The organism is bacterium, from assembly GCA_016786595.1.
Lineage (GTDB): Bacteria > Bdellovibrionota_C > UBA2361 > SZUA-149 > JAEUWB01 > JAEUWB01.
This window is the reverse complement of record JAEUWB010000038.1, coordinates 1-24,539: the sequence shown is the minus strand read 5'-3', so window position 1 is coordinate 24,539 and position 24,539 is coordinate 1. Positions and strand designations below refer to the sequence as shown.

The following is a 24,539-nucleotide window of genomic DNA, read 5'->3' as shown; positions in this document are numbered from 1 at the left end:
TCCTGTGGCAACACTGCCCGATCGCGTGCGTCACGTAATTCAGAGCGCGTTTAACGGCCGTAGAATTACAATTTTCTCTGGCGGAGAAGCTAAAGATGAGGCTGCAGTGCTTGAAGAAGTTAAGGGCCTTGCCCAAGGCGGAAGCTTTGGTTCAATTATGGGCCGTAATGCTTTTCAACGCACCAAGGCTGATGCAGTTAAATTACTCAAAACTATTCAAGGCATTTATAAAGAAGCTGCTTAAAAAGAAACGAGCCAGGCCTGCAGTTAGATCCTATCATCTGAAATTTTCAATTCAGAGTTAAAAACCTTTAAAGCAGCGGCTCGTCGTGGTCGACCTCTTAGTTTCGATGCGTTGTAGATGCGCAAGCAATGTTGCTCTACCTCGAACCTGGTAGTTCGGGCATCTGAAGAACTGGTGGTTGAGATTCTCTCTGCGATTCCATTTCCATCCACAAGTGGATTGCAACTTGCAAAAGCTGGAGTCGGTTGTGGACGCCAAACTTTTTCCGCAAGTTAGCGGTGTGAAATTGAACTGTGCCGCGAGACTTCTCCATCCCTGGCAGCTCTGCGATTTCCTGGTCACTCCAACCTTTCATCAGGGCCTCAAGGACAGATCGCTCTTCTTTAGTTAACTTGCTCGGCCTGATGAACTTGAAATCCTCACGATAGAGATCTCTAGCAAAGATCGTCCCGGACGCAAGGGCCCAAGTTATCATTTTTGAGCTGCTGAAGCGTTTGAGACGTATGCCCGTTTGGATTTGAATTGCATCTTTGAGTTTGCCGTAGATTCCGGTTAGGTGAAATTCACCTGTCTTCTTACTCACACAGAATTCAGGCATGTTGGCGATTTCTTTGGTAGAGTATCCCTGTCCGACGTAGATCATCCAATGCCGCTCTTCGGGGGTGATGTGAATCTTACTTGTGACAATTGCCGCAAGTAACTTCGAAAACGGCACAGTGGGCCGTTGATTATAAGTACTGACGATAGTCCTCATTTTTCCTTCCAGTTGTCCGTCCATGGTTTGGGCCAAAAGGACATTCGAGGCGGTGCATTCTTAATAAACCGCAGCGAACATCACTCTGGTTATGGAAGACAAAAAACCTTCAATGCAGGCCTGATCCAGAATCAGATGGTATAACTTAACAATGCTGACTACGGATCAGGTATGAAAAACATCTACTCGTAATGATTGCATTATCAAAGAACTAATTTGAACAGGCCTTATAGCACATTCTCAATAAAATTAAACTAACGCGTAATGGTTGCAAATTAATTAAACCGGAATTTGCCAAGTCCTATTAAGTGGTTATATAATGGCCTCATCAGGAGTTTTAAATGGAACAGACAAATCCCCAAACAGCGCAAGTCTCTAATGATACTAATGATTTCCCCGTCACACTAACTACAAAGGCGATTGAAATGATTAAATCGGCCCTTAAAGAAGAGGGTCTAGAGGACCACGGCCTGAGAATCGCTGTCCAAGGTGGCGGCTGCTCAGGACTACAGTATGGCCTAGATTTTGAGAAAGAAGAGCGCATGGGTGATGTGGTTTCAACAGTCGATGGTTTAAAAATATTTATCGACATGGCCAGTGCTAACTTTCTTAAAGGCACAAGCATTGACTATGTCACAAGCTTGCAGGGCGCTGGATTTAAATTTAATAATCCTAACGCTAAACGCACTTGTGGTTGTGGTTCATCATTTAGTTAATCGAGATTTTCAGCATGAATCTGCAAACTATTGAGCCGCGAGAGCTTAAGGCTAAGCTCTCAGCTGGTAGCCCAGTAATTTTAATCGATGTGCGTCAACTCGACGAATATCAAAAAATTAATATCCCTGGAGCGCATCTTTTTCCTTTGGATGAACTTGCGGAGCGTATTGATGAATTAAAGCAGCTTATTAATAATTCAGCAGCTGAATGCATAGTTTACTGCCGCTCAGGCAAACGCAGCCAGAAAGCAATCGAATGGCTAAGCGCCCAACAAATTTCGGGCTTAAAGAATTTAACTGGTGGGATTGAGGCTTATAGAAAGGAGTAGCCCGCGACCCGGACTGCGCTCAAATCTTTAGCGCTCGTTTTAAGACTTCAAGTTCAACCGGTTGGTGGAGAATTGTAAAACCTTGGTTAATTGCCTCTTCGCCGTCCTCATCAGTTGCCAGAATCAGTAATGTCGTTGTGGCCTGATGTTCTGATTTTAAAGTTTTAACTAAATCCAAAATCTCAGTTGTCGTCTTTTCGACTGTAACTACAAGCGCATCAACATGCACCGTCACAGAGCTTCCAGCTTGATGCTCTCCTGTTGCTTCAGCAAAACCTGCTCCTGAGCCAAAGAGTTCAGTGTTTAATTCAGCTTCGATTTGATGCAGCGACTTAATTGAGAGATCTCCGGTGAGGGCGTTCATGAGTTCGACAATTTGCTGATCGATACTTGATGATCCGGTCACAAGTAAGACACTTGGTCCTGTATTTTCTTCTGTTGGGTCAGTTTGTGAAGTTGGCGCTGTGGAGTCACTAGCTTTTGCTGGCTTTTTCTCAGCCGGACGCAAGACAGCATCATGCATCTGCGGAACATAGACAGTTAAGGCAGTGCCGCGTAACTGGCTACTTTGAATCGAGACAAAGCCCCCGATTTGACGCACAAGCGTTGTTAGTTTTTGACAGGCAAGTTCGAGCTCACTTTGCGCAGCATGTGTGCGTGAAGAAAGCATTTGTGAGGTGACGCTCACACCTTCGTGCGAAATACAAAAGCGTGCAAAGATTCCTGCATGTGAGCCAGGAAGGAGCGAAGCTGTTCTTTCGTCAATTGCCTCAGTGGCGATTTCGAATTTTAACTCGGATGTGTGCGGTAGCATTTGCTCTACAGTGTGCAAAGTTTTTGCAAGTAATTGATAAAATTTGTGCGGTGGAATTTCTACTAGCGGTTGCTTGCCTTCGCAGGCAAAAGGGGCGATTTCATCAAGCGCTAGCGATTCATAGAGGAATTTTACGCCGGCATTAAGAAAAAACCCGATGTCGAATTTGACCGCCTTCTGCTCGGCCTTAGCTTCTTCTCCAGCCAGTAAATGCAAGTAAAATTGCCGCAGATCTGCTTGCTCATAGGCTAGTAGCACCACGGCAAGTTCGCTTGTGGGAATTTGATAGCTCTGGTGATTTTTGAACTCAGCAGAGGATTGCGCACTTAATTCGAGTTTAAGGATCAAATTCTCGCGCGGTGTGCAATAATGTCGGATTGGTTCACTCCCGAGTAGCTGATGTGGGTCACGACAGGCATTGACTAAAAGCTCGCTAATTTCCTTTCCCCAGGGAGTATTAAACTGAATACTTGAAAATTGTTGTCCAATCGGACTGTGGCCTTCAAGTCCAAGCAGGGACTGCATTTTCGAATTAATCGTAATAATTGTACCTTGAGCAGTTAAGGAAATTGCGCCGACGGCTGAGTGATCAAGAATGCGCATGAGGTTACGACTCGTTGATTCGCGCCGGCGCACTTCGTTTTCTTGAGCGTCTTTAGCGTGATCGAGTTCTTTGATCGTGCGCTGTGCGTAGCGCAAATCGGAATGAAGCTTGGCTAGCGACTCCCTGACGAGCGCATAACTATCACGGAATTCGCGAATTACTGTTGCCGCATGATGTAGTCCGATGCGCGGGTCAGACTGTGCTAAATTTTCTAAACTTCCTGCAAAACGTCGGATCGCTAATGAGCCAATTGCGCCGAGCACTGTTGGTAGCAGCACCAGAGACCCCATTAATAATAGCGCTGCCTGCTTGTCCGAACCAAGCCGTAGAATAATCTCCTCAGGGCTTTGGCCGCTAGTTTTGACAATCGAATAAAGCGCCAGTGCGCTACAGCTAAATGTTGCTAGTGCTGCGAGGTCGGTATAGAGCGTTAAGCTCTCTACTGCCGGAAGCTTTGCCGTCATACTCTGACGTAAAGCTGGAGCGATACGTAGTAAGCTAATCAAGAGCACTCCGGTGATTTCGATTGTTAAAGCTGTAAAGCGTTCGAAGCTCCAGGTCGGAAGTCCGCTGATCTGAAATACATTTGATCCCAGTAGTAAGCTACATTCCCAAAGCGCCCAGAGCATCGACAAAAACATCACTGGGGAAAGCGCGCGCTTATGTCGCGCGATGACTGCGAGTAAAATTGTAAACAGGCAAATTCTAATTGACTCTACCGGTGGAAAGCCAAGATAGACTGCAAAGAGACTGATCAGGATTGAAAAAATTACTGCGGGATAAAAGGGCAGGAAAAACGCTGCAGCATAAATTGGTAATCCGCGACCGTGGATAAAAAAATCTGAATGATAACGTGTCGCCGTGGTCATCCAAATCGAGCTTAATGCGTACAGTCCAACTGCCAAAATTAGAATTTTGGTAAATTGTTTTGTGCGAAGCTGATTCTGGTTTGGCTGCATTTTCCCGTAATACTATATATCGCTATTCTACATATTTTGATGAGAAAACTGCCCTTAGCGATTGATAAATAACTATTTTCATATAAAAATGCACCTAAATCCGCTAATCTGGTCTTAAAGCGTTTAATTTTTTTATGTAGCAACAAAAGGCCTCGCTTAAGACGAGACACAAGAATATCTAAGAACCGCTTTGATTATATCTGGTTGCGTAAAGATGAATCTTTACGCAATATTACGGAGACTAAATCGGCGTTTCAGTTTCTGTGAGCGCTTTGCAAGGGCTCCTTAGAGTAATCCACAATTTATTTAGATAGAATTGTGAATTACTCTAAATGACCATTAGTTCAATGCGTTTAACGCGTTTTCACTTGACACTAGCGCTTGGAAAAAATAGTCGTCACTAATACGCATTTGTCCTATAATGTTTTGGATTGATGCAGTTCTTAAAATTAGTTTCATGTAGGAGAGGCAAATCGGTATGAAATATCGTGGCTTATCATTAGTAGCAGCCTTAGGATTGATGGGTATCGTCAGTAGCGCTAGCGCGCAGGATCTTTATCCAAAAGACAATGGCCTTTGGAATTATTACCCACAACCACAATGGCGTGAAAGCGAGTCACATCCTTTACGCATCGTTGGCTATGCGCTTCATCCGATCGGATGGGTTGCACGCGAAGCCGTGTTCCGCCCATTTAGTTATTTGATGAGCTCAACTCGTGTTACGCGCAGCGTATTTGGCTACCGCGAGCCATTTGATTATAAGGGCGAGCCGTTCTGCATCACCGGTGCGGAAAATATCCCTAATTGTAAACAGATTCTCCCGATGTCTGGAATTCGTCCTGAAGAGCGCACAGCAGCTGAAATTGCATCAGGCGCAGAGGCAATGAATACAGGTTGCGTAGGTGGGAATTGTGCAGACCGACAAGTTTTTATCCCGGATGTAAATTTCGATTTCAGTAAAGCTACACTTAATGATCTTGGCCGTGGCCGAGTCCGACAAATCAGTCAGCTTTTGTCTGCTGTTCCTGATTTGAAAATTGAAGTTGAAGGACATGCTGATTTTAAAGGCACAGACGAATATAACAACCAGCTTGCAATGCAGCGCGCTGAGGCAGTGATTAAAGAATTATCTGAGCTTGGAATTGACCCAGCACGTATGGCGCCAATGAGCTATGGTAAAACTCGCCCAGTTCTTGCTGAGCAAGATGATTGGGCTCGTGCCGTAAACCGTCGCGTGCAATTTACAGTCCAAGGTAGTGGTCAAGAAATTGCCAAAGTTGAAGCTGAATTACCTCCAGCCAAGACTAATTAATTTAGTTAGCTAAATTAATTACTACCATAAAAAAAGGCCCCGTGAGTAAAACTCACGGGGCCTTTTCTCGTTGTGCGGGGTAAATTTATGCTGCGACTAGTTCTAAGTCATCAACGAAGGCTTCACTGATAATAGTTTCGCCATTAATCGCACGTAAGAGGTTTTGGGCTACAGCGCTTAAATCTAGTCCCCAAAAGAGGGTGTCACCCTTAGTTTCGTTTAAGAAATATTCAAGTGGGATATTCGGCTGAGGGTCAGCTAATGTTGTTAAGCAGAGATGTGACCCAAAGCCTGTGAGGCGGTAGGTTTGATTAAAGCTAAGTATTTCTTGAGCCTTCTCTTGTACAAGCAGCGGCACCCGGTTAGCATTCTTCAGCGGAATGCCTTGCTCCTTAAGCGTTAAAACCACTGCAATCGGCAAAATGTCTACGAGGCAGAAGCAACGCCTTCCACGCTTATAGGAAAGCCCGCTCGGTTTAGTAATCCCAGAGTGATTGAAAAACGTAAACTGCGATAATACCAAGCGACGTTCTGGAAAAAGACGACGCAGGATTTCACGCATTTCTGATGCAGTATATTCAGCTTGAACCATATTACCCCCCTAATCAACATTTGCACGCACGCTGATGCGCAGATTTATTCTTCTTAGCTGAAGTAAGAAAGTTGTACAAGTAGAAAGATAACTTGGATGAAGATTAAATTACCGCTATAAGCAACATAAAATAGGGTCGTTTGATAATATGGCTGAATATCTATCAATTTCTGAAGTGTCGAGCTGGGCAAATGTTTCTGAGGAAACTGTACGGCAATTTGTAAATTTTGGTTTACTCGAGACATATCAACTCGAGGGGCAAGCCAAGCAACTCAAGCAACAAGACGTACGTGACTTGTTTGGCTTAATCACTGAGCCGCCACAAACTTCTCAGTCCAAAGCCGAGCAGGTTCGATTAGCCGAGGAACGGGATTCGCAAATTCTTGAGCCTACAGTTGAGTCCAATCATGCCGAGGCTGATCAGGGTTTTGATATTGAAATCGAATTTGAAGACAGTAACGATCAAGTAAGCGACCGGCCCACTCGAGAAAATCATTTTGCTGGCACCTATGAACTTGTGGCGATTAATAAGCGACTGCTCTCTGAAATTAGATCGCTCAAGGAAGAGCGTGATTGGTTGCGTAGTCGTTTGGAAAAACTTGAAGCGCGGATTGACCGCGATCAAATGTTAATCCTAACTAGTAATGAGACGATTCGTAAGCTTGCGGAGAATAATCTAAGCCAGCCGCAGCATCAGGGGGTTTTTGCTGGTTTATTGCCGTGGTTTAGGAAATAGCGCTGTTTTTGGGTGTTTCTCTCAAGATGACAGCGCTAGATGTGTAAATCTGCTTGTGTCTAGAGTCATATATTGACCTCTATTTTCCCTTTGCTACACGCTCCGAGTGCTCTTGCTGAAAATTTTCCTCGGTCGTACTCGGCCATGCTAACTTCAATGATAAATTGAACAAACTACTACTGGCCTGCGTAGGCCCTCGAAAAATTTCCACCAAGCGTTCGACCGAGCTCACGCCGAGGTCTCCACTCTACGCTCTACTAAAGATACTTTGAACGCAAATAATTATAGCAAAATAGCTAGTTGGAATTAATGCTGTGGGTGGCCGAGTCTTTGGGAGGAGAGAGGTTTGGAGAAAGTGCAGTGCTATCTTTTTTTTGAGCAGCCCGCGCCGCATTACTGGTAGCTAGTCACGGCAGCCATTAAGATCAGGGTTTTTTCGCCGTCATCTCGACCGAAGCTCTGAGCCGTGTATGTTTACGGCGAAGAGCGAAGTGGAGAGATCTCCAATTGCTTTTGCTGGAGAATTTGGAGATTTCTCGACGTCACTTCTTTTCGCTCGAAATGACGAGGATTTATCTGCTTTCCTTATCTTAATTGCCATGGGTAGCTAGTAGGTGGCAAGGCCGAGGATGTGCTGACAAAGGTACAAAGGACGACTCGCTTTAATCCTTGCGTAGGCTGAAAAGTTTCTTCCAGATCGACTCTCCTGAGATTTTAGCAACAATTAACATTGCCTCAAGGTCGTCACGACTGATTTGAAATTGATTTTCCATTGCTGGGTTTAAAATTAACCCCTCAAATTCAGCAGAGTTTAAAATTCCTCTGGCGATTGAGGCCGGATCGTTTCCAGCCAGGTGCGCTCCAGGGTTTGTTATTTCTAAGCCTTTTAAGTGAGCTTTTGCATCTTCACTCGAAATAAAGCCAAGTGCATACTGATTGCCCTCTAATTCCATCATCAGTGCGTCTTTAGTATGGGCTTGAATAATGTAAATTTTCTCGAGGCGGGCTAACTTTGCGATCACAGCTAAATGCGAACACTCAGCTAAATCTTCAGCTTCGACAATGAGCTCTGTTTTTGTGCCTAGATCGACAATAATTTTGCTAATTTTAGTATCATCGATTTGTTTGAAATAAAGCACAGGGTTGATGCCGACTGTTACGAGTGGGCGATTCTTTGCGCGCAAAATCTCTCGAAGATTCTCATGTGCCGCAGTGAAGGCTCGTTCACCGGAAAATGCATAGGCAGTGTTATTGTTGTTGCGTTCGATGGTAAACCGCAATTCGCGAACTAATTCGATTGGGGCGTTTAGCGCTTGAGCGCGAAGTCGCGGCGAAAGTTTATCGAATTCGTCCTTATAAACCGCAGCGAGAATATGCTTTTGGGCGCAGAGTTTTACGAGGTCAGGATTAGCTGACATGATTATCGTCCAGAGACCTCCCACGAACCATATTCTTCAGACCCCTTGGAATATCTACCGCGCAGTGCGTTGGCACGCTGCACGCCGGTGAGGCGGTACGTGGTCGGGCCGTTACGGAGGACAAGTTCAATCCCGCGCGGCTGTTTATTGCCTGAGACCGAATAAGGTTGTCCATCGAGATCTGCTGAACCAGAAATGGCGCTTTCTGAAAATTCAAGATCGAAACTTAAACTTAATCGCTGGTCTGGACTACTTGATGGAGTGAGCCCACCAGCAAAGTGTCGAGGTCCTGCAGCTTGTTCTGGTGCCGCGTCACTAGGAGGTGTCGTAGTAATTTCAGTTTTAAGACTTGCCGTGTCAGTCGTTGTGCCAGTTTCCGTTACAGGTGGAGGAGTCGGAGTTGTTTTGCTCGATTCCGTTCCAGGAACAGTAATGGTGCTTGCTCCTGAGGCAATGTTAGTTGTTTGCGCGTTTTTCTTTTCTTCTGCTTTGGCTTTGTCCTCAGGGTTTGAAGTTGTAAAAATTGAGAAATCCTGAGAAGTGAGTTTTTCTTCGTTGCGATATAGGGCAATCGTATACTGCCCAGCCTTAAATTTTGATTTAAGTTGCGCTAAGCTGCCGCCGATTTCAGCTGTTCCATCGCTTAGTGTAGCGGCATCTCCAAGAATTGACTCGGAGAGATCGACTTTTCGCGTAGGATTCTTGGCGTCAAAGGCGATTGTATTGATTTCTGCTTTGAGTAAAGCTTTGAGTTCATCTTGAGATTTAATTGGGAGGCCCTTGAGTTGTACTTTCCAGTCCACAGCGTCAAGTTTCTCTAAGGCAAATTGGCCTGGAATTGGATTGGCTGCTGAAGTGCGCCCTTTAATTGCCAAATTCGAAGCTAGTAGCGGTCCAACGGGAAGTGGTGGTTCGACGGGGAGAAGTGTCGGCACTGCTTCTGTAGGAGTAAGATTGCCCTGAGTGTTCTCAGGAGTTGTGGTTGCAGCTTGGTTTTGTGTGGTTGTTTGTCCCACTTCAACTTTTGCGTTGTTGTTAGTTACTGTTTGAGTTTGCTGAGCTTGTGAAGTCTGATCGCTTGCAGCTGGTGGAGTTTGATTTTGAATTTGTGCTGTAGCCTGATCATTTGTTGCGGCAGTAGTTGGTGGAGTATTGTTTACTACCGCAGTGGCAGTGATATTTTGATTTTGTTGAGCGAGTTGGGCAGTGGACTCATTTTTTAACGGCTCACTTTCTTCTTTAGCTTCAATTCTTTCATGACTGGCTTGATAAAACCATAGACTTGCTCCGATGCCAGCCACAGCAAGTAAGCCCAGCAGCGTAGGCACTAGGGCAAGCTTCTTCGCTTGTTTTTTGCCGGCGATTCCTTGCATGAAGACGCGCGCTTCTGCGCTATCTAAATGCCAAGTATCGAGTGCTCCCGATTTAAATTGATCGCCAAGTTGGAATTCTCGGGAATCGCCAGGTGTTTTTGCTGCCCCTGATAGTTCAGCTTGAGTTTGCTGCTGTTGAAATGCTTGAGTGATCCCTGAACCGCCAGAGGAGGGAAACATTTGCGTTTTTGCAGCAACTTCTGGAGCATAGCGCGCCATGTCGACTGCAAATTCTGCTGCTGATGGATAGCGTTTGAAAGGGTCTTTTTCTGTGGCCTTACGAATCAGTTGCTCATACCACGTCGGAATTCCTTTTTGCGCGTCAGCAAATTTAGGAATTTGTTCGTGCAGGTGTTTAAACGCCATGGCCACTGCACTGTCAGCGTCGAAAGGAATTTTTCCGACAACAAGCTCGTAGCCCATAATACCCAGCGCGTAGACATCGCAACGCGAATCAAGTGGTTGACCTTGAATCTGCTCCGGCGCCATGTAGTCGGGAGTACCGATAACTTGTCCGGTTTTAGTTAAACCTTGAGACATGCTTCCGATGCGAGCTGTTCCGAAATCTGCAAGTTTGACTTCACCGGATTTACTCATCAATACGTTTGCGGGTTTGAGGTCGCGATGAATAATGCCCTTGCCATGTGCGTAGGCAACGCCGCAACAAATCTGGTAGAAAATTTTCAAGGCAGCAGGGAAGGATAGTGGGTTTTCATCACCACCCATACGCTTCTTCAGGTCATGAATCCAGTCTTTAAGACTTGAGCCGTCGACATATTCCATCGAAATGTAGAAGAAGCCTTCCTCGGATCTGCCAATGTCGTGTAAGCGCACGATCGCTGGATGTGAAAGGGAGCGGGCTACTAAGACTTCATTTCTGAAGCGTGCAAAAACATCTTCATCGTCTGCAAGGTGCTGATGCAAAAGTTTAAGCGCTACGACCTCGTTATTGAGTTCCTTGTCGCGCACGAGATAAACCAGCCCCATGCCGCCGGTGCCAAGCTTTTGTATGACCTCATAGCGTTTGGCGACTAATTTGCCTGGTTCAAAGTTCATAAATCATCACCTGCCACTTGTGTGGGTGCCGGATAAACTTCTAACAGCATAGTCTGACCACGCTATTCCCGGGCGAGTATTACTGAGCAAGTAGTTCTTCCAGTAGCTTTTCACGCTCAGCATCGTTACCAGCTGTCGGCGCAGTGCCTGTGGCTGGTTGTACGGTGTTATTGTCCACTGCAACTTGTGGGGCTTCAGTTGTGGGAAGCTGATCGCTAGCTGGCATTTCTGTATTTTCGGAAGCCGAATTTTCTACTGGTTGAGGTTGCTCGACGACGGTATTATCAGTTGGCGCGACTTGAGTTTCTACTTCTTTAGTAGTTTTTGTTTTTGTTGCTAGGCGTTTAGCAATAAATCCTTCGGGTAGTGGGCGAGATTCGACAATGTAGCGGCGTGGTATGCGAATTCTATCGCCAAGTGTGATTTGGTTTGGCTTTAAGCGTGGGTTAGCGTCAGCAATCATTTTCCAGTTATTTGTGTTCCCTGTATACCAAAGAGAAATTAAGCCTAATGTTTCTCCGCGGTAGCGAACGGTATGATCGAGATATGCCGTTTCAGCGAAGTCTGAAGATTGCGGTCGGGGGCGTTTCGGTTGACAAGCTTGTAGTCCAAAAATTGCTGCGAAAATAAAAACACTGATTGTAAGAATTTTAGAAATTTGAATATGCATAAACCCACTCCACGAAAAAATCCCACTTATGTATGCCAAATAATTAAATAATTGCCAAAAGGTTTTGGTGATAAATTATGTTCTAAGGCTGTAAATTTAGGCTATCACCAGGATAGCTGTGCTATAGAAGTGTATTAATTAGTCCTGTATTGTTAGACGGTTACGGATCAGGCTGCCACCAACATCAAACTATCATCAACCATCAAGTAGGTAGCAACGGCAATCTTTGTAAGTATGATTAAATATGAGAGTTGGCGCAGCCTTTATTCCTAATTAATATTATGATAGATTTCTAGGCTTTGTCTGTTCTACGGCTGATCGCTCCGCAGCGTTCGCTCTAGAATTGAAAATTCATATTCAGCATCCGGGTAGAAGCAGCTTTATTCTTCAGCGCTCTGGCAATTACAAGCAATCAGTTTCTTGAGCGCTGGGGAATCCAGCAAATTTCGAACTCGGAGGTTCTAAATGAAACTACTCGTTATTTTTTTGGCATTCTGTATGGGCGTGGTGTCGCAAGGTTATGCTTTGCAGGATACGTCTAAGGATGCTCCGTACAAAATCACTCTTGGCAATTACGACGTCACACTTCCAAAAGATCTGACATCGTGGTCGTTTGCGGCCGAGGATTTGATGTGGACTTCTAAGGATGGGACTAAGGTTTGGCTTGATCTCAAAATCCTCAATTCTCAGAAGCCGAAAGACATGTTGGCCAATCGTCATCAAGGCTGCAAGCATGCCAAGCCCACAATCAAGACAGAGGGGAAGTTCACGGTCGCTACTCACAACGAAAAAGGCAAGAATGTCGTCGAAACGGCGCAAGTCTTGTCTGGTTGGATTCCAGAGCCCGGCGCATCTGATCTAAACGGGAAGCCCTACAGTGCGATGCTGATCATTGGCAGAGCAAGCCCGGAAAAGGGGGTTACGCTTGAAGTGGCAAGGAAATCGGCAATAAAGTTTGTTCAAGGTGTCAAAATCAAAAAAACCTAATTCTTGCATACGGTGCTGATTCGCGTGGCGCAGGGTTTTCCTTACAGGTTGTTCAAATTTGCTGGAGCCCTGCGCTTTCAAATGATTATTTTGCATATTTGTAAAATTTGGTTACGTTGAATTTAAAATATTAGTAGAAGTTTTTTTTCGCCACTTCCGCTCAGGCGCTTAGATTTGGGCGGACGTGGTGGAAGCTTGAAAAGGTTTTCCGACGCATGTCCAGGAGGGAATCATGGCTGGTTCAAATGACCAGAAACCTATCGTCGTCGTCGAGAGCATGACCCCATTCGAAAGTAACATGGTCACTTTCGGGGCGGTTATCTTTTGCTGTATGTGCCTAATTGCGGCCTGGGGCTGCTTTTTGGCAAATGGCCCAAATCCTGAGGCGCTTGTCGGGGCAGCGATCTTCGCCTGCTTTGGGATTACGCCACTAGTCTTCGGCAAAAAGACTAAATAGAGGCTGAGCATGTCGTCGCCCTTGTAATCCACGATTCAAGGGCGACATAATTTTAGGTGTTACTTAAGGTGCTTCCACTACTTCTGCTTAGAAAATAAAATAATGAAGTACGCTTTGCTTAAGTTGTACTGATACTTTCTAAAGCCGCGCTCATAACTTGGCGCACAGTGTCATTCTCTTCAGTTTGGAGCTGCGTTTCTAATGCAGTTCGCGCCTGCGAGATCTTGGATTTACCAATCACCTTTGCGGCAAAGCCACGCACCAAATAATCAGGGTCACTTAAGCGATCTGATAATAAGCTTATCGCGGCTTGGTCTTGAGTAAGATTGGGCTGCACAGCCAGAGCCTTTAAGGCTTCAATCCGAATCTGAAAGCTTTTATGCTTCATGATTGAACCAATATAGCCCGAGACATCGCTGAGCTTACGCTTGGCAAGTTCAGTAATTAAAAGTTTCGTGACGTCGTCAGCTAAATCAGAGCCCAGCATTAAAATCTTAAGTTCATTGTTCGAGAGCTTCGCCGCTACATCCGCAGTAAGATTAAGCATTAAAAGCTCGACTAATGAGCGTTCCCCCGTAGCGCTGCTGGGCTTTTCTGTGGGCGTTGTAACCGCAGTTGTTGCCTGAGTAGTAGCTAGCGTCGAAGTAGTTTCAGCTGCTGGAGTTTTGACCTTTGTTTCTTCGTTTAAGGTGAAATTTGAATCTTCAGAGTGATCAGCCGAACTTGAAGCAGTTTCTTCCTCGGTTGCATGCTTTTGATTCAGCGCATAGTATAATCCACCGCCACCAAGTAAGCAGAGTGCAATCAAGCCAGGAATAAAGATTGAACCTGATTTTGCCGGAACTTTATTCTGCTGTGCAGGAGACGCTGGTGGCAGATCTTCACTGCGCTCAGTAACGATTGGTTGCAGTGGTTCAAAACGTTGTTTCGGCTTTTCGCTTTGCTTTGGAATTTGTTTTTCAGCTTGCTTTTCGGGTTGATTTTCCGTGGCAACTTTAGTTGTCGTTGATTGCGCTGCAGGTTTCTTATCTGCCGCATTTTCAGTAGTTACTTTTGGATCGACCACTTTGTTGTTTGTGGCAGTTGCTTGATTTGAGTTGCTTGCCTCGGGGGTCGTCTGCGGAGCTTTAATTTCGCTTGGTTTGTTTGCGCTCGGCTTGGATTCAAGGGGTTTGACTTCAGCCAATTCAGGTGGGCTAATCCCAAGATTGACCATTGTTCCACGAATTTCAGGAGCACTAAGCGGCAAGGTCATGTCGACAGCGATATCTTGTGGCGGTTGCGCACCGGGCATTCCACTTGCACGTGATACAGGCGGAAGTAGAGTTGCTTCTCCGATTACACCACTGCCATCGATAGCTAGTGAAAATATTTTTCCCAACTTATCGATGAATTCGAGCGCATTCGTAAAGCGCTGCGTGCGGTCTTTAGAGAGCGCCTTATCCAGCACTTGCTGCACTTCTTTTGGTCCTTCATAGCCAACTTCAAATAATCGTAGCGGTGGATTATGGATAATATTAGTGACAACCGTCGTGAAATCTTTGCCTGGGAATGGGCGCACTCCAGCCAGAGCCTCATAAACCATTACCGCAAAGGAAAAAATATCAGCCGCAGCATTTAACTGCTCGCCGCGGATTTGCTCAGGAGACATGTAACTTGGCGTGCCGACAACTGTGCCCGCTGGGGTTAGTGAAGTATCCGCGAGTTTTGCTACACCGAAATCAAGTAAGTGCGCTTTACGCGAGTTATCAATAATGACGTTACTTGGTTTAATGTCGCGATGGATAATGCTTTGCGCATGAGCATAATCAATTGCGCTAGCGATTTGGGCTAAATAGTGAATCGCATCTTTGGGGGGTAATTTTTTATCTTTGCCAATTAATTTATCAAGGCTTGTGCCTTCAATGAAATCCATCACGATATAGGGCGAGCCGTTTGAGGTTTTTCCAGCCTCAAAAATCATGACGATATGTGGATGGCGTAATTTCCCAGCGGAACGGGCTTCTTGGCGAAAGCGCGCGAGCGCTTCGTTGCCTCGCGAATCATCACCCATATACACGCTACGTAGTGTTTTGATCGCAACCAGCCGACCAATTTCTGGATCTTCAGCTTTATAGACAACACCCATCGAACCTTGGCCGAGAGTTTCAATGACTCGATATTTACCAATTAATTGATCGCTCATGGGGCTATAACATATCCGACATGGGACTTTGGCTCAAGTGTCCGATTGAAGCTGTAAATACATGCTGGTGATCTCCTTGGGCTTAGGCTTGAACTTTTACTTAACCTTTTAAGCTAAAGGATTCAGTAAAAGTTCAAGCCTAAGCCGAATAACTTTACTGTTGCGCTCAACTTGAGAAACTTACCCTCTTAATTCGCCGAGAATCCGCTTAGTGCTCTCCACGGGATCATTCGAGTGAGTAATCGGGCGTCCCACGACAAGATAAGTTGCCCCGCGATCGAGCGCAGCTTTTGGTGTTGCAATGCGGCTTTGATCGTCTGCTGTTGCGGCGGCTTTTGTTGTCTCAACCCATTCTGGGCGAATGCCTGGAACGATGCGAATGAAATTCTCAGTTTTTGGAAATAGTTCGAGTTCAAGTGGTGAGCAGACAATGCCATGCGCGCCCGCGTTTAGTGCCAAGGTGGCAAAGTGTTTCACCAGGTTTGCCGGAGACTTGCCATATGTTTTTTCGCATTCTTCGTGCGAGAGAGAAGTTAGCGCAGTAACAGCTACAATTTTGCAGGACTTTGCCTGAGTAACTGCTGCACGAATCATTGTTTCCGCGCCACTGGCATGTACTGTGATAATTTGCGCGCCAGCTTCGACTAAGCGGCGCACTCCGTTAGCGACAGTGTTGGGGATGTCATGTAGTTTTGGATCCGCAAAGACATTACCCTGAGCCTTCAAGTCTTTAACGATTTGCACACCATACTCAACCAGTAAATCATTGACTTTAAAGCCCCAGACATAACCGGAGAGAAGTTCTGCCAGTTCTAATGCTTCATGGCGGGAAAGCCCATCGAGGGCAACAATCAACCTTTCACTTGTAGTCGTCATTAAAAATAGAAATCCCCATGATTTAACTCTAGTAATCTCGGCTGCTAGCCACAGTACTTTGGCAAGTATTGAGACTCTAGCAATTTATTTTTTTCGAGCAAAGCAACAATTGCCCCAAAACGGACGAAAATAATATTGAGGGCAATTAATCAACCTATTTTTACTGCCCTCTAAACCAAGGGAGGGTGAATTTTATGGAAATTAGTTCAATCAATCCAAGTCAAGGCTTTGGAAAAATTGAGAATATGGCATTAACTCAGCAGTCTCCAGACTTAAAGACTACTGGCGGGAAAAGCTTTCTCGAGCACTTACATGCTGTGAGTGAGAAATTAGACAAAGTCACAGCGCTGCCTGGGCTTGATGCCAAGCCCACGGACATGAAAGCCCTACTTGATTATCAGATCCAAGTGCAAAATGTGCAATTGCGCACGCATCTTGTTACCAACGTTGCCGAGGCGGCATCAAACGCCGCTAAACGGATTCAGCAGTTTGGAGGCAATTAATGAGCGCCGATAGTCAAACACTTTCAAGTCCAAGCGCTACGCAGTTAAAGCTGAGGCGCTTAAAGATTGCTCTGGCACGAGAAAAAACGCACGAGCACTCTTATCTGACAACGCTTAAGCGCCTCGCTGCTGAACAAGAGAAGGTGCTCGTAGCTTTGCAGCGCCTGCATGCCACAATTAAGTGTTTAAGCGATATCCAAGAGCGACAAAACAAAAAGCGCCTTGTGAGTATTGGTGAAAGTAAAATCATTGCACGCGGTAAAGCTGAATTAATCGAGAACTTTGACTTTGGGGCGCGCATTATGCGCGCTCAAGTTGGCAGTCAGTTAAAAAAACTAGATGAACATCGCCAAGTGCTTGAAGCTGCAATTGCCTATGAGCATCAAGAATTAGATCAATGCCGTAAACGCCAAACGCAGATCGAGGGCGACCTTCGCGAAATCACAAAGTTGCGCCTTGTCGTCTCGGAAAATTTGGAAGCCGAGGACCTCCGCGAACAAAATTTAATGAAAGAGCAAAAGCAGCCAGAGACTAGCGAGCCAGGTGCAAAAGCAGCTTGCCTAAAGGTGCTGCCATGACAGGATTTGAAGTCTTAGCTCAAACCTTAGCTACTGCAGAGAAGTCAGCACCGCTGGGGTTTGTTGGAGTGATGGTATTTTTGGCAATGCTGCCCTTTTGCTTACTGGCTGTGACGTCTTATCTCAAATTGAGCATTGTTTTTGGTTTACTGCGTCAAGCGTTAGGGTTGCAGCAAACTCCATCTGCAGCAGTGATTGGGTTGGTCTCACTGGTGCTGACTTGTCACATTATGCAGCCTGTTGTCGTCGCGATTGAGCAAAAGCTTAATCTGACAATTAATAGCGCAGCGCCGCCAGTTGGCAGCGCAAGCATGACTGGGAGTTTAAGCGAAAAAATCAGCGCGTTTAATGTCCTCAGTTCAGCACTCAGTCCACTCAGGGAATTTTTAGAAGCCCACGCCTTTCCACGTGAGCGGGCATATTTTGCACGAGTCGACAAACGCTGTGGAACTGGGCAAGTAGCTCAAAAAAAATCTAGTGCAGAGTGCTTAGCCGAGAACGAATCGTATTTTTCTTTAATTCCTGCATTTCTAATTTCAGAATTAAAAAGTGCTTTTGCGATGGGAGTAATGCTCTTTATTCCATTTTTAGTGATTGACTTAGTCGTGAGTAATTTGCTTGTCGCTTTGGGAATGACAATGGTCAGCCCCATGACTGTGGCGCTACCGGCTAAAATATTACTTTTTGTTGCTGCTGATGGTTGGTTTAGATTAACCCAAGCCTTAGTACTAAGTTATGCAGCCTAAACTGGATAGTCTGAACTATGAATGAATTGATTTACGGACCAGGTGGATTAACTCATGGGCTGACTATGGCAGTGATTGCTTCTGCCGTGCCACTTGCTGCGGCAATGTTGGTCGGGTTTGTGATCAGTATTTTTCAGGCAGTCACTCAAATCCAAGATCAAACGCTCAGTTATTTACCAAAACTTGCTGCGGTTTGCCTGGTTTTTTTCCTACTCGGGCCCGTTTTCTGTCAGAGTTTACTGGAGTTAATGGATCTTACTTTCCAGGAACTTCCCGGAATTTTTAAACTAGGGTGAGGAGTGTATGGCCAGCGAACTGATGCAGCTGAGTTTGCCGGCACTTGCTTGGACAGCTGGATTAGTGCTGGTGCGGGTTTTTTGCTTACTGAGCGTAATCCCAATTTTAAGAAGCGCGCTCCGACCGAGTGGGATTTTGATACTTGCGCTTGTGGTGGCAGTTTATCTTTTACCTGAGCTTGAGCTGAAGCATGCAATCGAACTTAACTTGACGACACTTTTTTATTGGGCATTGCAGCAAGCGCTACTGGGGATCCTCTGGGGCATTCCTTTGGCAATTATTAGTGAAGTCTTAGCAGTGGCAGCGCGCATGATTGACTTTGCGCGTGGGGCTAACTACGGCGAGCAAGTTAATCCTGAAATTGGATCGCAAGCCTCGGTTTTAGAGCACCTGATGTCGCCACTTACGCTTGCTTGCGTCTTTGCCACGGGCGGTTACATGGTTTGTGTCGACTTAATTGCATTCTCATTTAAGCACTTCCCGCTTAGTCAGCCTTTGAGTGTTGTGGGCTTGGGCTTCTTGTTTGAGAGCGTGCGAGTTTACTCCCATGTTTTTCTTGCTGCAGTGGTAATTGCTAGTCCAGTTTTATTATTCAGTTTTGTCGTTGACCTAGTCTCGGGGATTAGTGCCAGAATGTTTCAAGGTCGGGTGTCACTTGCCGCTGAATATACCAACCTCAAACTGATTGCGGGCCTAGGGTTAATGTTAGTGACATTGAATTACGAATTAATTTCTTTTGGTCCCTTACTGCAGAGCTTGATTTCACTCAGACAGTTTCGAGGTTGAGGCATGGCCCTAGAGAAGAAATATGAGCCAACAAAGAAAAAACTAACCAAGGCTAGGCGAGACGGAGACGTGTCTCGGGCAAAGGAGCTTACTGCCGCTGTTGCGCTAACTATTTGTATTTCCTGCATATTTTTATTCACAAATAAATTTAAAGAGTTTCAGATACTTAGTGAGGAAAATTTTAGCAGCGTACGAGACTTTTCCTACCAAAATATGGTATTATTCGCCAAACTTTGGCTTAAGGTAGTTGTTGGAATTTTTTGGGTAATAATTTGCCCCCTACTGGTTGGCGTGTTTGCAATTGAATTGTTGCAAGTTGGACCTGGGATTTCAACTAAAGCACTTGGCTGTGATTTCAGCCGTTTGAGTTTTAGTGCTGGGTTGAAGCGCATTACTGGCGGGAGTGCAAAAGAGTATTTTTCTGAAATCTTAAAGACGCTTAGCGCAACGCTAATTTGCATTGTGTTTATTGTCTGGAGCTTATGGCTTACTGTTGGTTCGCTGAATAGTTTAACCGAGAGTCTAAATTCGGTAAATCTTAACGAGCAGGGATATTATACTCAAGTTGGAAATAGTTTTATCCGAAATTTCTTGTTCAACTTGCTTTCCCCAATACTTGCAATTAGTGCGATACTGGGGTTGGTATTTTATTGGTTGGAACGTCGTAAACGTCGTCGTCGACTGATGATGGATGAAAATGAGTTCCGCCAAGAATTCCGTGAGTCTGAAGGCGACCCGCACATTCGCGCAAGCCGCAGACAGCAACATCAAGAGATTGCGCTGTATGGACTGACCGAGAAAGTGCGCCGCGCCAAAGTGCTAGTAGTAGGGAAGCAGTAGTAAATGCACGATTGGTATCTGAATATACGTCGGTCATTAAAACGACGGATGACAGCGCGTGAGCTTGTGCTCAAAGCCGCTGAGCTAATTGGCCTAGAGTCAGGCTGTGCGCTGACGATTGTCTCCACTGAATTCCCAGAAAAACGCCTGATTACCTGGATCCATGACCAGCTTGAAATCACTAACGACCAAGATCTTAAAGTTTTAAGCGATGAGATTACGACAGAGCTTAAACACACACTGCAACCCTTTGAGCTGGCGAAGTTTGGTAATGCAGCCAAACGTAGCGTCGTCGATAAATTATTCAATCTCAACCTTGCACAAGCACTGGCCATCCCACTGGTCTTTAACGACGAATACTTAGGTGCGATTCAAGTTTATTTTTCTGAGCCAAGTCAAATCGCTTGGGATTCAATCCGTGAAGGATTAGATGAACTTGCTGAGGTGATGGCGATTTCATTAGTCAAAAACTCAGCTGCTGAGACAACGCCGAGCTTGCGCTCAAAAGAAATTGCTACAAGCCCAAAAATTCCCGCAGAAAATACTGCCGCTAGTGATGAGTCAGAATCGCGTTATCGCCGCTTAGTTGAACATTCTGATGCAATTATTTTTCACTCCGACCCAGAACAGAAGCTGACCTTTGTCAGTCGCCGGGCCTTGGATTTCTTTGGCATGAACCCCGAAGACATTCGCGGGGTCAGTCGTGTGCATTGGTTTGATTTTGTCCATCCTGACGATCAAGATCGGGTTAAAACGCTAGCCACAGAAATGCGCGATGCGCGCTCAAGTTTTGACCAGGAATTTCGGGTGATCAATCGCGTCTCTGGAAATGTGCGCTGGTTATTTGTGCGCCTTGTGCCGGTTTACGAAAATCAAAAATTAACTGGCTGGGACGGCTTTGGAATTGATATTACATCACGACGCGAGGCTCAGGAATCACTTGTTGTGCAGAATCGTAAGATTCGCGCACTCTATACGGTTTCTTCGGCAATTCGTGGTTTCTTAGATCCACATAACATTGCCGAACGCGGACTGGTGGCACTCTGTGATGCGACTCGCGCTGATGCAGGGCTGTGCTTTTTATTTGCGCCGAATGTAAAAACTAAGAAAAATTTCTTTGCTGCTCATGGGTTTCAAGAAAATCTGCAGACAAATTCTCGTGTGCTTAAAAACCTCGAAACAGCAGCGCGGCAAGTTGCCACCCACGGTCAAGCGCTAGCAATTCCTGATATTCGCCTCGATCCGCGCATCGATATCATCCTTTCTGAAGAAGAAAGCCTACATAGTGCGCTCTTTGTGCCAATTACAGTTGAAGACGAGACGCTGGGAACAATTTGTATTTTTAGCAAAAAAGCCACTGCTTTTGATGGTGGCGATGTGATGTTGGTTTCATCTGCCGCCTCGCAGATTGGACTAGCCGCGCGCCAAGCCAATTTATTTACCGTCTATCGCCGACAGACAAAAAATTTAGCTGCGCTTTATCGCATGAGCCATGAGCTTTCACGCAATCTCTCCACCGATGATATTTTCCTTAACGCCTTTACGATTATCCGCGATGAGCTTGGTCTAAAACGACTCTGGTTAGGACTTGTCAATGAAACTGGCTCGCGCATTGTTGGGCAATCAGCTTATGGACCGGGGCTACGTCGCAGGCTAGTTGAAGTTAATATCGAAATTACCGGTGCAAATAATGCCATTGCCACCGCCGTAAAAACACGTGAACCAGTAATTATTGATAAACCCGAAGAAGCGCGTCTGCAATTTGGAGATCGTAAAATTTTCTCCCGTCTGGCAATTAGTTCAGTAGTGGTGATGCCACTCTTAGCGGGTGGGCAAGTGCTGGGAGTGCTTGCCGTGCAGCCTTCTGTCGATGATCGCGGTTTTGGCGATGACGATATTACACTCTTAAAAAGTTTAGCCAATGAAATCGCCGCCGTTTTATTAGCTAAACGCTTTGAATTACGTATGGCCGAAGGCGAAAGAATGCGCACCGCGGGCCTACTTGCGGCAGGCATTGCGCATAATTTTAATAACTTGCTCCAGGCGATCTTAGGCCAAGCTTCGTTACTTGAGCTCCAAGCTAAAGTGCCGGAAAAAGTAGTGCGTGCTTCAGAATTAATCACTGAAGCTGCAACTCGCGGGGCACAGCTCGTAAAGCAATTGATGAGTTTTGCTCAACTTGAGCGTCCAGAACGCGAGACTGCAGATTTAAATTATATTTTACAGGGCATTGTCGAAAGTCTTCCGGAGCAAGTGCGAGCGAAGCGCACCGTGAAGATTCGTCCCGGTAAGGAGCTGCCCAACATTTACGTCGACCCAGGACAACTCAAGCAAGTGATTGCAAGTATCATCACCAATGCCTACGAAGCCACGGCTGAGGGTGGCGTGATTGAAATTAGCTCTGAAAAAGTCAGGCTCGACCAAGATAGTGGCGAGCGCAATTTGCCTTATGGTCAATATGTGCGCATCTCAATTCGCGATAACGGTGCGGGGATGGATGAAGATACTAAGCGCCGTTGCTTTGAGCCTTTCTTTACTACAAAAAATCTCGATCCTGGCACGGGCTTGAGTTTGTCGGGTAATGGCATGGGGCTTGCTGCAGCCTATACATTAATGAAGCGTAACGGCGGTTCACTTACGGTGGAAAGCCGCATCGGCATAGGCACAGAATTTATTCTACACCTGCCCGTCAGTGAGGGAACTAGTTTAATTCCGGGACTTAGCGCAGGAATTGTTTTACCGGGAAGTTCTGCAGAAGATGTGGTTAAGAATTTAGCTGCAAATCAAAATGGCGCAAAGTCAAAAGACAATCAAGAACTGCAGCCACGCTCGCCAGGTACAACTCGGGAGTTGCGCTAAAATGAATTCAACAAAAAAAGAAAAAGTTGCAATTGCACTGGATTATTCAGCCGGGGAAAATGCGCCAAAAGTTTCTTGTATTGGGCGCGGTAAAGTTTCTCAGGAAATGACGCGCACGGCGCTCCGCTATGGGGTGCCGATTGAAGAAAGTCAGCAAGTGGTAAAACAAGCTTGTAAGTTGCAGTCGGGGAAAGAAATTCCTGAAGAGCTGTATGAGGAAGTTGCCAAGTTACTTGTTGAGATTGAAAAGTATACGTAGGAAAGTATACCTAGAAAAGTATTGCAAGGAATTATAACCTTAGGCTTGAACTTGAACTAATCCATCCCCTAATCCTTATCCTTATTCTTCGTAGGTTAAGGGGAAGGAAAAGGAGAAGGATAAGTTCAAGTATAAGTTCAAGCCTAAGAACTCAACATAAAATGACAAGTGTTGATGATCTCTGGCAGCAGAGTTTTTGAAATTTTAATCTGGGTAGAAGAGTAAATACTCTCATTGATTTATTGCCGTGGCAGTAATCACTGAGAGTAAGTAGTTTGGTTAAAGGTTTTAGAGTTGTTTTCAGAATCTTACCTTTATGTAAGTTCGAGAAAACACTCTACCGCGCCGTAGTCTTGACGAAGGCGGGTTGATCCTAATTTGGTTTGGACTTGAGAAGATTCGTGTCTTTTCAAATCCGAATCAAATAGGCCGTAAGGCTTGAAGGAGGAAAGAATGAGTCACAACTTTACGATAAAAAATCTGGAAATTCCTCAATTCACTCCAGAGGAGACTACCGCAGAAAACTTTCCAGTAGTCTGTAGCGGTCTTTGGAGGCAAATTTACGATCTCTGTCCAAACTGTGGCGTAATCGTCAATCTGGTCTTAGCTGAAGTTCCTGAGAATTTCATCCGAACATTCGTCCGGCGTAGACCTATTTGCTGCCGCGGCTTAGCAGTCGGCTTGAATGGCGTCTGCATTGCTGGAGGCTGTCAAGGACATGTCCGTCGAAAAGACAATCTGAGTCGGCTCCGTCCAATCCCTACTGGGGGGCCGGATGGATTACCACTTCCTGGTTTCTAGAGGCCTACAAGGAGAAAAAAAAGAGAAAAAATGGTAAAAATCCATAGCATCACTACGACGACTTGCGCAGGCAATGTCGTCACGATCGCGCTTCGCGTAGATGATAGAACCGACCTTAATCTTGCTGCACGGAAGATTTGGGGTGCGGTTTCTGAAAAAGTTAGAGATTGTCAAATCGTCAACCTCGTTTTCCAAGATCCTCAGCCAGGATTGAAAGAAGCGATCGTCACTATGTGGACAGAGCAGTGGCTGCCGCAGCATCCGATGGTCATCGCTTTTAATAACGAGATCATCATTTCCGTGCTTCCCGGAGCATATCCAATAGGTGAAACGCTTCGTGGCGCAACGCCAGATCCAGTTGGAATTGAACTTGACGATGGAGCGTTTGATCCCGTCGATCACCCAGACTCTGCTCTCGGCGGATCGGGTGGTCCAGATAAGGACGAAATGGAGCCGGTAGGCGTTCACGGTGGACCTGCGAAAGAAGGCGGTCCGCCCACTGACGGTTACAACTGGACGTCCTGAAACTGGATTTCCTGAAGGGTTTTTTCCGAGGGGTGAAGTGAAGCTTCATTTTCCCCCTCGGATCTTCCCAAACTACTACTCTATTTTTTTGAAACCTGACGCACGCTTGGAATTATACTAATGCACTTATATTCTTAGGCTTGAACTTGAACTTATCCTTCCCCTTATCCTTCATTCTTCCTAGGTTAAGGGGAAGGATAAGTTCAAGTTCAAGCCTAAGCTTACAAGTAATCTTAATTGTCATTGATGGACTTAAAGGCATC

At 45.6% G+C, this 24,539-nt stretch carries 25 protein-coding genes; 17 read left to right on the top strand and 8 right to left on the bottom strand.

Annotated elements, in window-relative coordinates:
• The coding region (locus tag JNK13_06035; protein MBL7662296.1) for a fructose-bisphosphate aldolase at nucleotides 1-244 on the top strand (244 nt) is incomplete at its 5' end.
• 136 nt (nucleotides 245-380) lie between these two features.
• Here JNK13_06035 and JNK13_06030 read toward each other — a convergent pair.
• Nucleotides 381-998 (bottom strand): hypothetical protein, encoded by a 618-nt coding sequence (locus JNK13_06030; GenBank protein ID MBL7662295.1) that lies wholly within the window; start codon nucleotides 996-998, stop codon nucleotides 381-383.
• A gap of 341 nt (nucleotides 999-1,339) precedes the next feature.
• Between JNK13_06030 and JNK13_06025 the strand changes: the two genes are divergently transcribed.
• Nucleotides 1,340-1,714: an iron-sulfur cluster assembly accessory protein gene (locus tag JNK13_06025; protein ID MBL7662294.1), complete on the top strand. Its 375-nt coding sequence runs from the start codon at nucleotides 1,340-1,342 to the stop codon at nucleotides 1,712-1,714.
• A 14-nt stretch (nucleotides 1,715-1,728) separates the two neighbouring features.
• Nucleotides 1,729-2,043 carry a rhodanese-like domain-containing protein gene (locus JNK13_06020; protein ID MBL7662293.1) on the top strand — a complete coding sequence of 105 codons (315 nt, stop codon included), beginning with the start codon at nucleotides 1,729-1,731 and terminating at the stop codon, nucleotides 2,041-2,043.
• A 19-nt stretch (nucleotides 2,044-2,062) separates the two neighbouring features.
• Here JNK13_06020 and JNK13_06015 read toward each other — a convergent pair whose 3' ends face one another.
• Nucleotides 2,063-4,420, bottom strand: coding sequence for a hypothetical protein (locus JNK13_06015; GenBank protein ID MBL7662292.1), 2,358 nt, complete (start codon nucleotides 4,418-4,420; stop codon nucleotides 2,063-2,065).
• Nucleotides 4,421-4,898: 478 nt separating this feature from the next.
• Here JNK13_06015 and JNK13_06010 point away from each other — a divergent pair, with 478 nt between their 5' ends.
• Nucleotides 4,899-5,732: an OmpA family protein gene (locus JNK13_06010; protein MBL7662291.1), complete on the top strand. Its 834-nt coding sequence runs from the start codon at nucleotides 4,899-4,901 to the stop codon at nucleotides 5,730-5,732.
• An 85-nt stretch (nucleotides 5,733-5,817) separates the two neighbouring features.
• On the opposite strand, the gene JNK13_06005 is transcribed toward JNK13_06010, so the two are convergent.
• A complete protein-coding gene (locus JNK13_06005) occupies nucleotides 5,818-6,324 on the bottom strand; it encodes a hypothetical protein (protein ID MBL7662290.1) in 507 nt (168 codons plus the stop codon).
• A 148-nt stretch (nucleotides 6,325-6,472) separates the two neighbouring features.
• On the opposite strand from JNK13_06005, the gene JNK13_06000 reads away from it, so the two are divergent.
• Nucleotides 6,473-7,060, top strand: a complete 588-nt coding sequence (locus tag JNK13_06000; GenBank protein ID MBL7662289.1) for a hypothetical protein — start codon at nucleotides 6,473-6,475, stop codon at nucleotides 7,058-7,060.
• 662 nt (nucleotides 7,061-7,722) lie between these two features.
• Here JNK13_06000 and JNK13_05995 read toward each other — a convergent pair.
• The 3 genes from JNK13_05995 to JNK13_05985 all read right to left on the bottom strand — a co-directional run bounded on the left by JNK13_05995 (nucleotide 7,723) and on the right by JNK13_05985 (nucleotide 11,577).
• Nucleotides 7,723-8,478, bottom strand: a complete 756-nt coding sequence (locus tag JNK13_05995) for a hypothetical protein (protein MBL7662288.1) — start codon at nucleotides 8,476-8,478, stop codon at nucleotides 7,723-7,725.
• 2 nt (nucleotides 8,479-8,480) lie between these two features.
• Nucleotides 8,481-10,907: a serine/threonine protein kinase gene (locus JNK13_05990; protein MBL7662287.1), complete on the bottom strand. Its 2,427-nt coding sequence runs from the start codon at nucleotides 10,905-10,907 to the stop codon at nucleotides 8,481-8,483.
• 79 nt (nucleotides 10,908-10,986) lie between these two features.
• The gene (locus JNK13_05985; protein MBL7662286.1) at nucleotides 10,987-11,577 is read right to left on the bottom strand and encodes a LysM peptidoglycan-binding domain-containing protein; all 591 of its coding nucleotides are present in this window, start codon (nucleotides 11,575-11,577) and stop codon (nucleotides 10,987-10,989) included.
• 465 nt (nucleotides 11,578-12,042) lie between these two features.
• Here JNK13_05985 and JNK13_05980 point away from each other — a divergent pair, with 465 nt between their 5' ends.
• Nucleotides 12,043-12,564 (top strand): hypothetical protein, encoded by a 522-nt coding sequence (locus tag JNK13_05980; GenBank protein ID MBL7662285.1) that lies wholly within the window; start codon nucleotides 12,043-12,045, stop codon nucleotides 12,562-12,564.
• Nucleotides 12,565-12,796: 232 nt separating this feature from the next.
• Nucleotides 12,797-13,021, top strand: coding sequence for a hypothetical protein (locus JNK13_05975; protein MBL7662284.1), 225 nt, complete (start codon nucleotides 12,797-12,799; stop codon nucleotides 13,019-13,021).
• A gap of 118 nt (nucleotides 13,022-13,139) precedes the next feature.
• Here JNK13_05975 and JNK13_05970 read toward each other — a convergent pair whose 3' ends face one another.
• On the bottom strand, nucleotides 13,140-15,206 hold the full coding sequence (locus tag JNK13_05970; protein MBL7662283.1) for a protein kinase: 2,067 nt from the start codon (nucleotides 15,204-15,206) through the stop codon (nucleotides 13,140-13,142).
• Nucleotides 15,207-15,386: 180 nt separating this feature from the next.
• Nucleotides 15,387-16,082 (bottom strand): orotidine-5'-phosphate decarboxylase, encoded by a 696-nt coding sequence (pyrF, locus tag JNK13_05965; GenBank protein ID MBL7662282.1) that lies wholly within the window; start codon nucleotides 16,080-16,082, stop codon nucleotides 15,387-15,389.
• A 194-nt stretch (nucleotides 16,083-16,276) separates the two neighbouring features.
• Between pyrF and JNK13_05960 the strand changes: the two genes are divergently transcribed.
• The 10 genes from JNK13_05960 to JNK13_05915 all read left to right on the top strand — a co-directional run bounded on the left by JNK13_05960 (nucleotide 16,277) and on the right by JNK13_05915 (nucleotide 24,276).
• A complete protein-coding gene (locus JNK13_05960; protein ID MBL7662281.1) occupies nucleotides 16,277-16,585 on the top strand; it encodes a hypothetical protein in 309 nt (102 codons plus the stop codon).
• Nucleotides 16,585-17,163 carry a hypothetical protein gene (locus JNK13_05955; GenBank protein ID MBL7662280.1) on the top strand — a complete coding sequence of 193 codons (579 nt, stop codon included), beginning with the start codon at nucleotides 16,585-16,587 and terminating at the stop codon, nucleotides 17,161-17,163. Before JNK13_05960 ends, JNK13_05955 begins: the two co-directional genes overlap by 1 nt.
• Nucleotides 17,160-17,909, top strand: coding sequence for an EscR/YscR/HrcR family type III secretion system export apparatus protein (locus JNK13_05950; GenBank protein ID MBL7662279.1), 750 nt, complete (start codon nucleotides 17,160-17,162; stop codon nucleotides 17,907-17,909). The genes JNK13_05955 and JNK13_05950 overlap by 4 nt, the downstream gene beginning before the upstream one ends.
• Nucleotides 17,910-17,974: 65 nt before the next feature.
• A complete protein-coding gene (locus tag JNK13_05945; GenBank protein MBL7662278.1) occupies nucleotides 17,975-18,205 on the top strand; it encodes a flagellar biosynthetic protein FliQ in 231 nt (76 codons plus the stop codon).
• A gap of 7 nt (nucleotides 18,206-18,212) precedes the next feature.
• Nucleotides 18,213-18,992: a flagellar biosynthetic protein FliR gene (locus tag JNK13_05940; GenBank protein MBL7662277.1), complete on the top strand. Its 780-nt coding sequence runs from the start codon at nucleotides 18,213-18,215 to the stop codon at nucleotides 18,990-18,992.
• 3 nt (nucleotides 18,993-18,995) lie between these two features.
• Nucleotides 18,996-19,832 carry an EscU/YscU/HrcU family type III secretion system export apparatus switch protein gene (locus JNK13_05935; protein MBL7662276.1) on the top strand — a complete coding sequence of 279 codons (837 nt, stop codon included), beginning with the start codon at nucleotides 18,996-18,998 and terminating at the stop codon, nucleotides 19,830-19,832.
• A gap of 3 nt (nucleotides 19,833-19,835) precedes the next feature.
• Nucleotides 19,836-22,691 (top strand): GAF domain-containing protein, encoded by a 2,856-nt coding sequence (locus JNK13_05930; GenBank protein ID MBL7662275.1) that lies wholly within the window; start codon nucleotides 19,836-19,838, stop codon nucleotides 22,689-22,691.
• Between the two features lies 1 nt (nucleotide 22,692).
• Nucleotides 22,693-22,950 (top strand): EscU/YscU/HrcU family type III secretion system export apparatus switch protein, encoded by a 258-nt coding sequence (locus JNK13_05925; protein MBL7662274.1) that lies wholly within the window; start codon nucleotides 22,693-22,695, stop codon nucleotides 22,948-22,950.
• 453 nt (nucleotides 22,951-23,403) lie between these two features.
• Nucleotides 23,404-23,751 carry a hypothetical protein gene (locus JNK13_05920; protein ID MBL7662273.1) on the top strand — a complete coding sequence of 116 codons (348 nt, stop codon included), beginning with the start codon at nucleotides 23,404-23,406 and terminating at the stop codon, nucleotides 23,749-23,751.
• Between the two features lie 30 nt (nucleotides 23,752-23,781).
• Complete coding sequence (locus tag JNK13_05915; protein MBL7662272.1) at nucleotides 23,782-24,276, top strand: hypothetical protein; 495 nt, start codon at nucleotides 23,782-23,784, stop codon at nucleotides 24,274-24,276.
• Nucleotides 24,277-24,539: the final 263 nt, after the last annotated feature.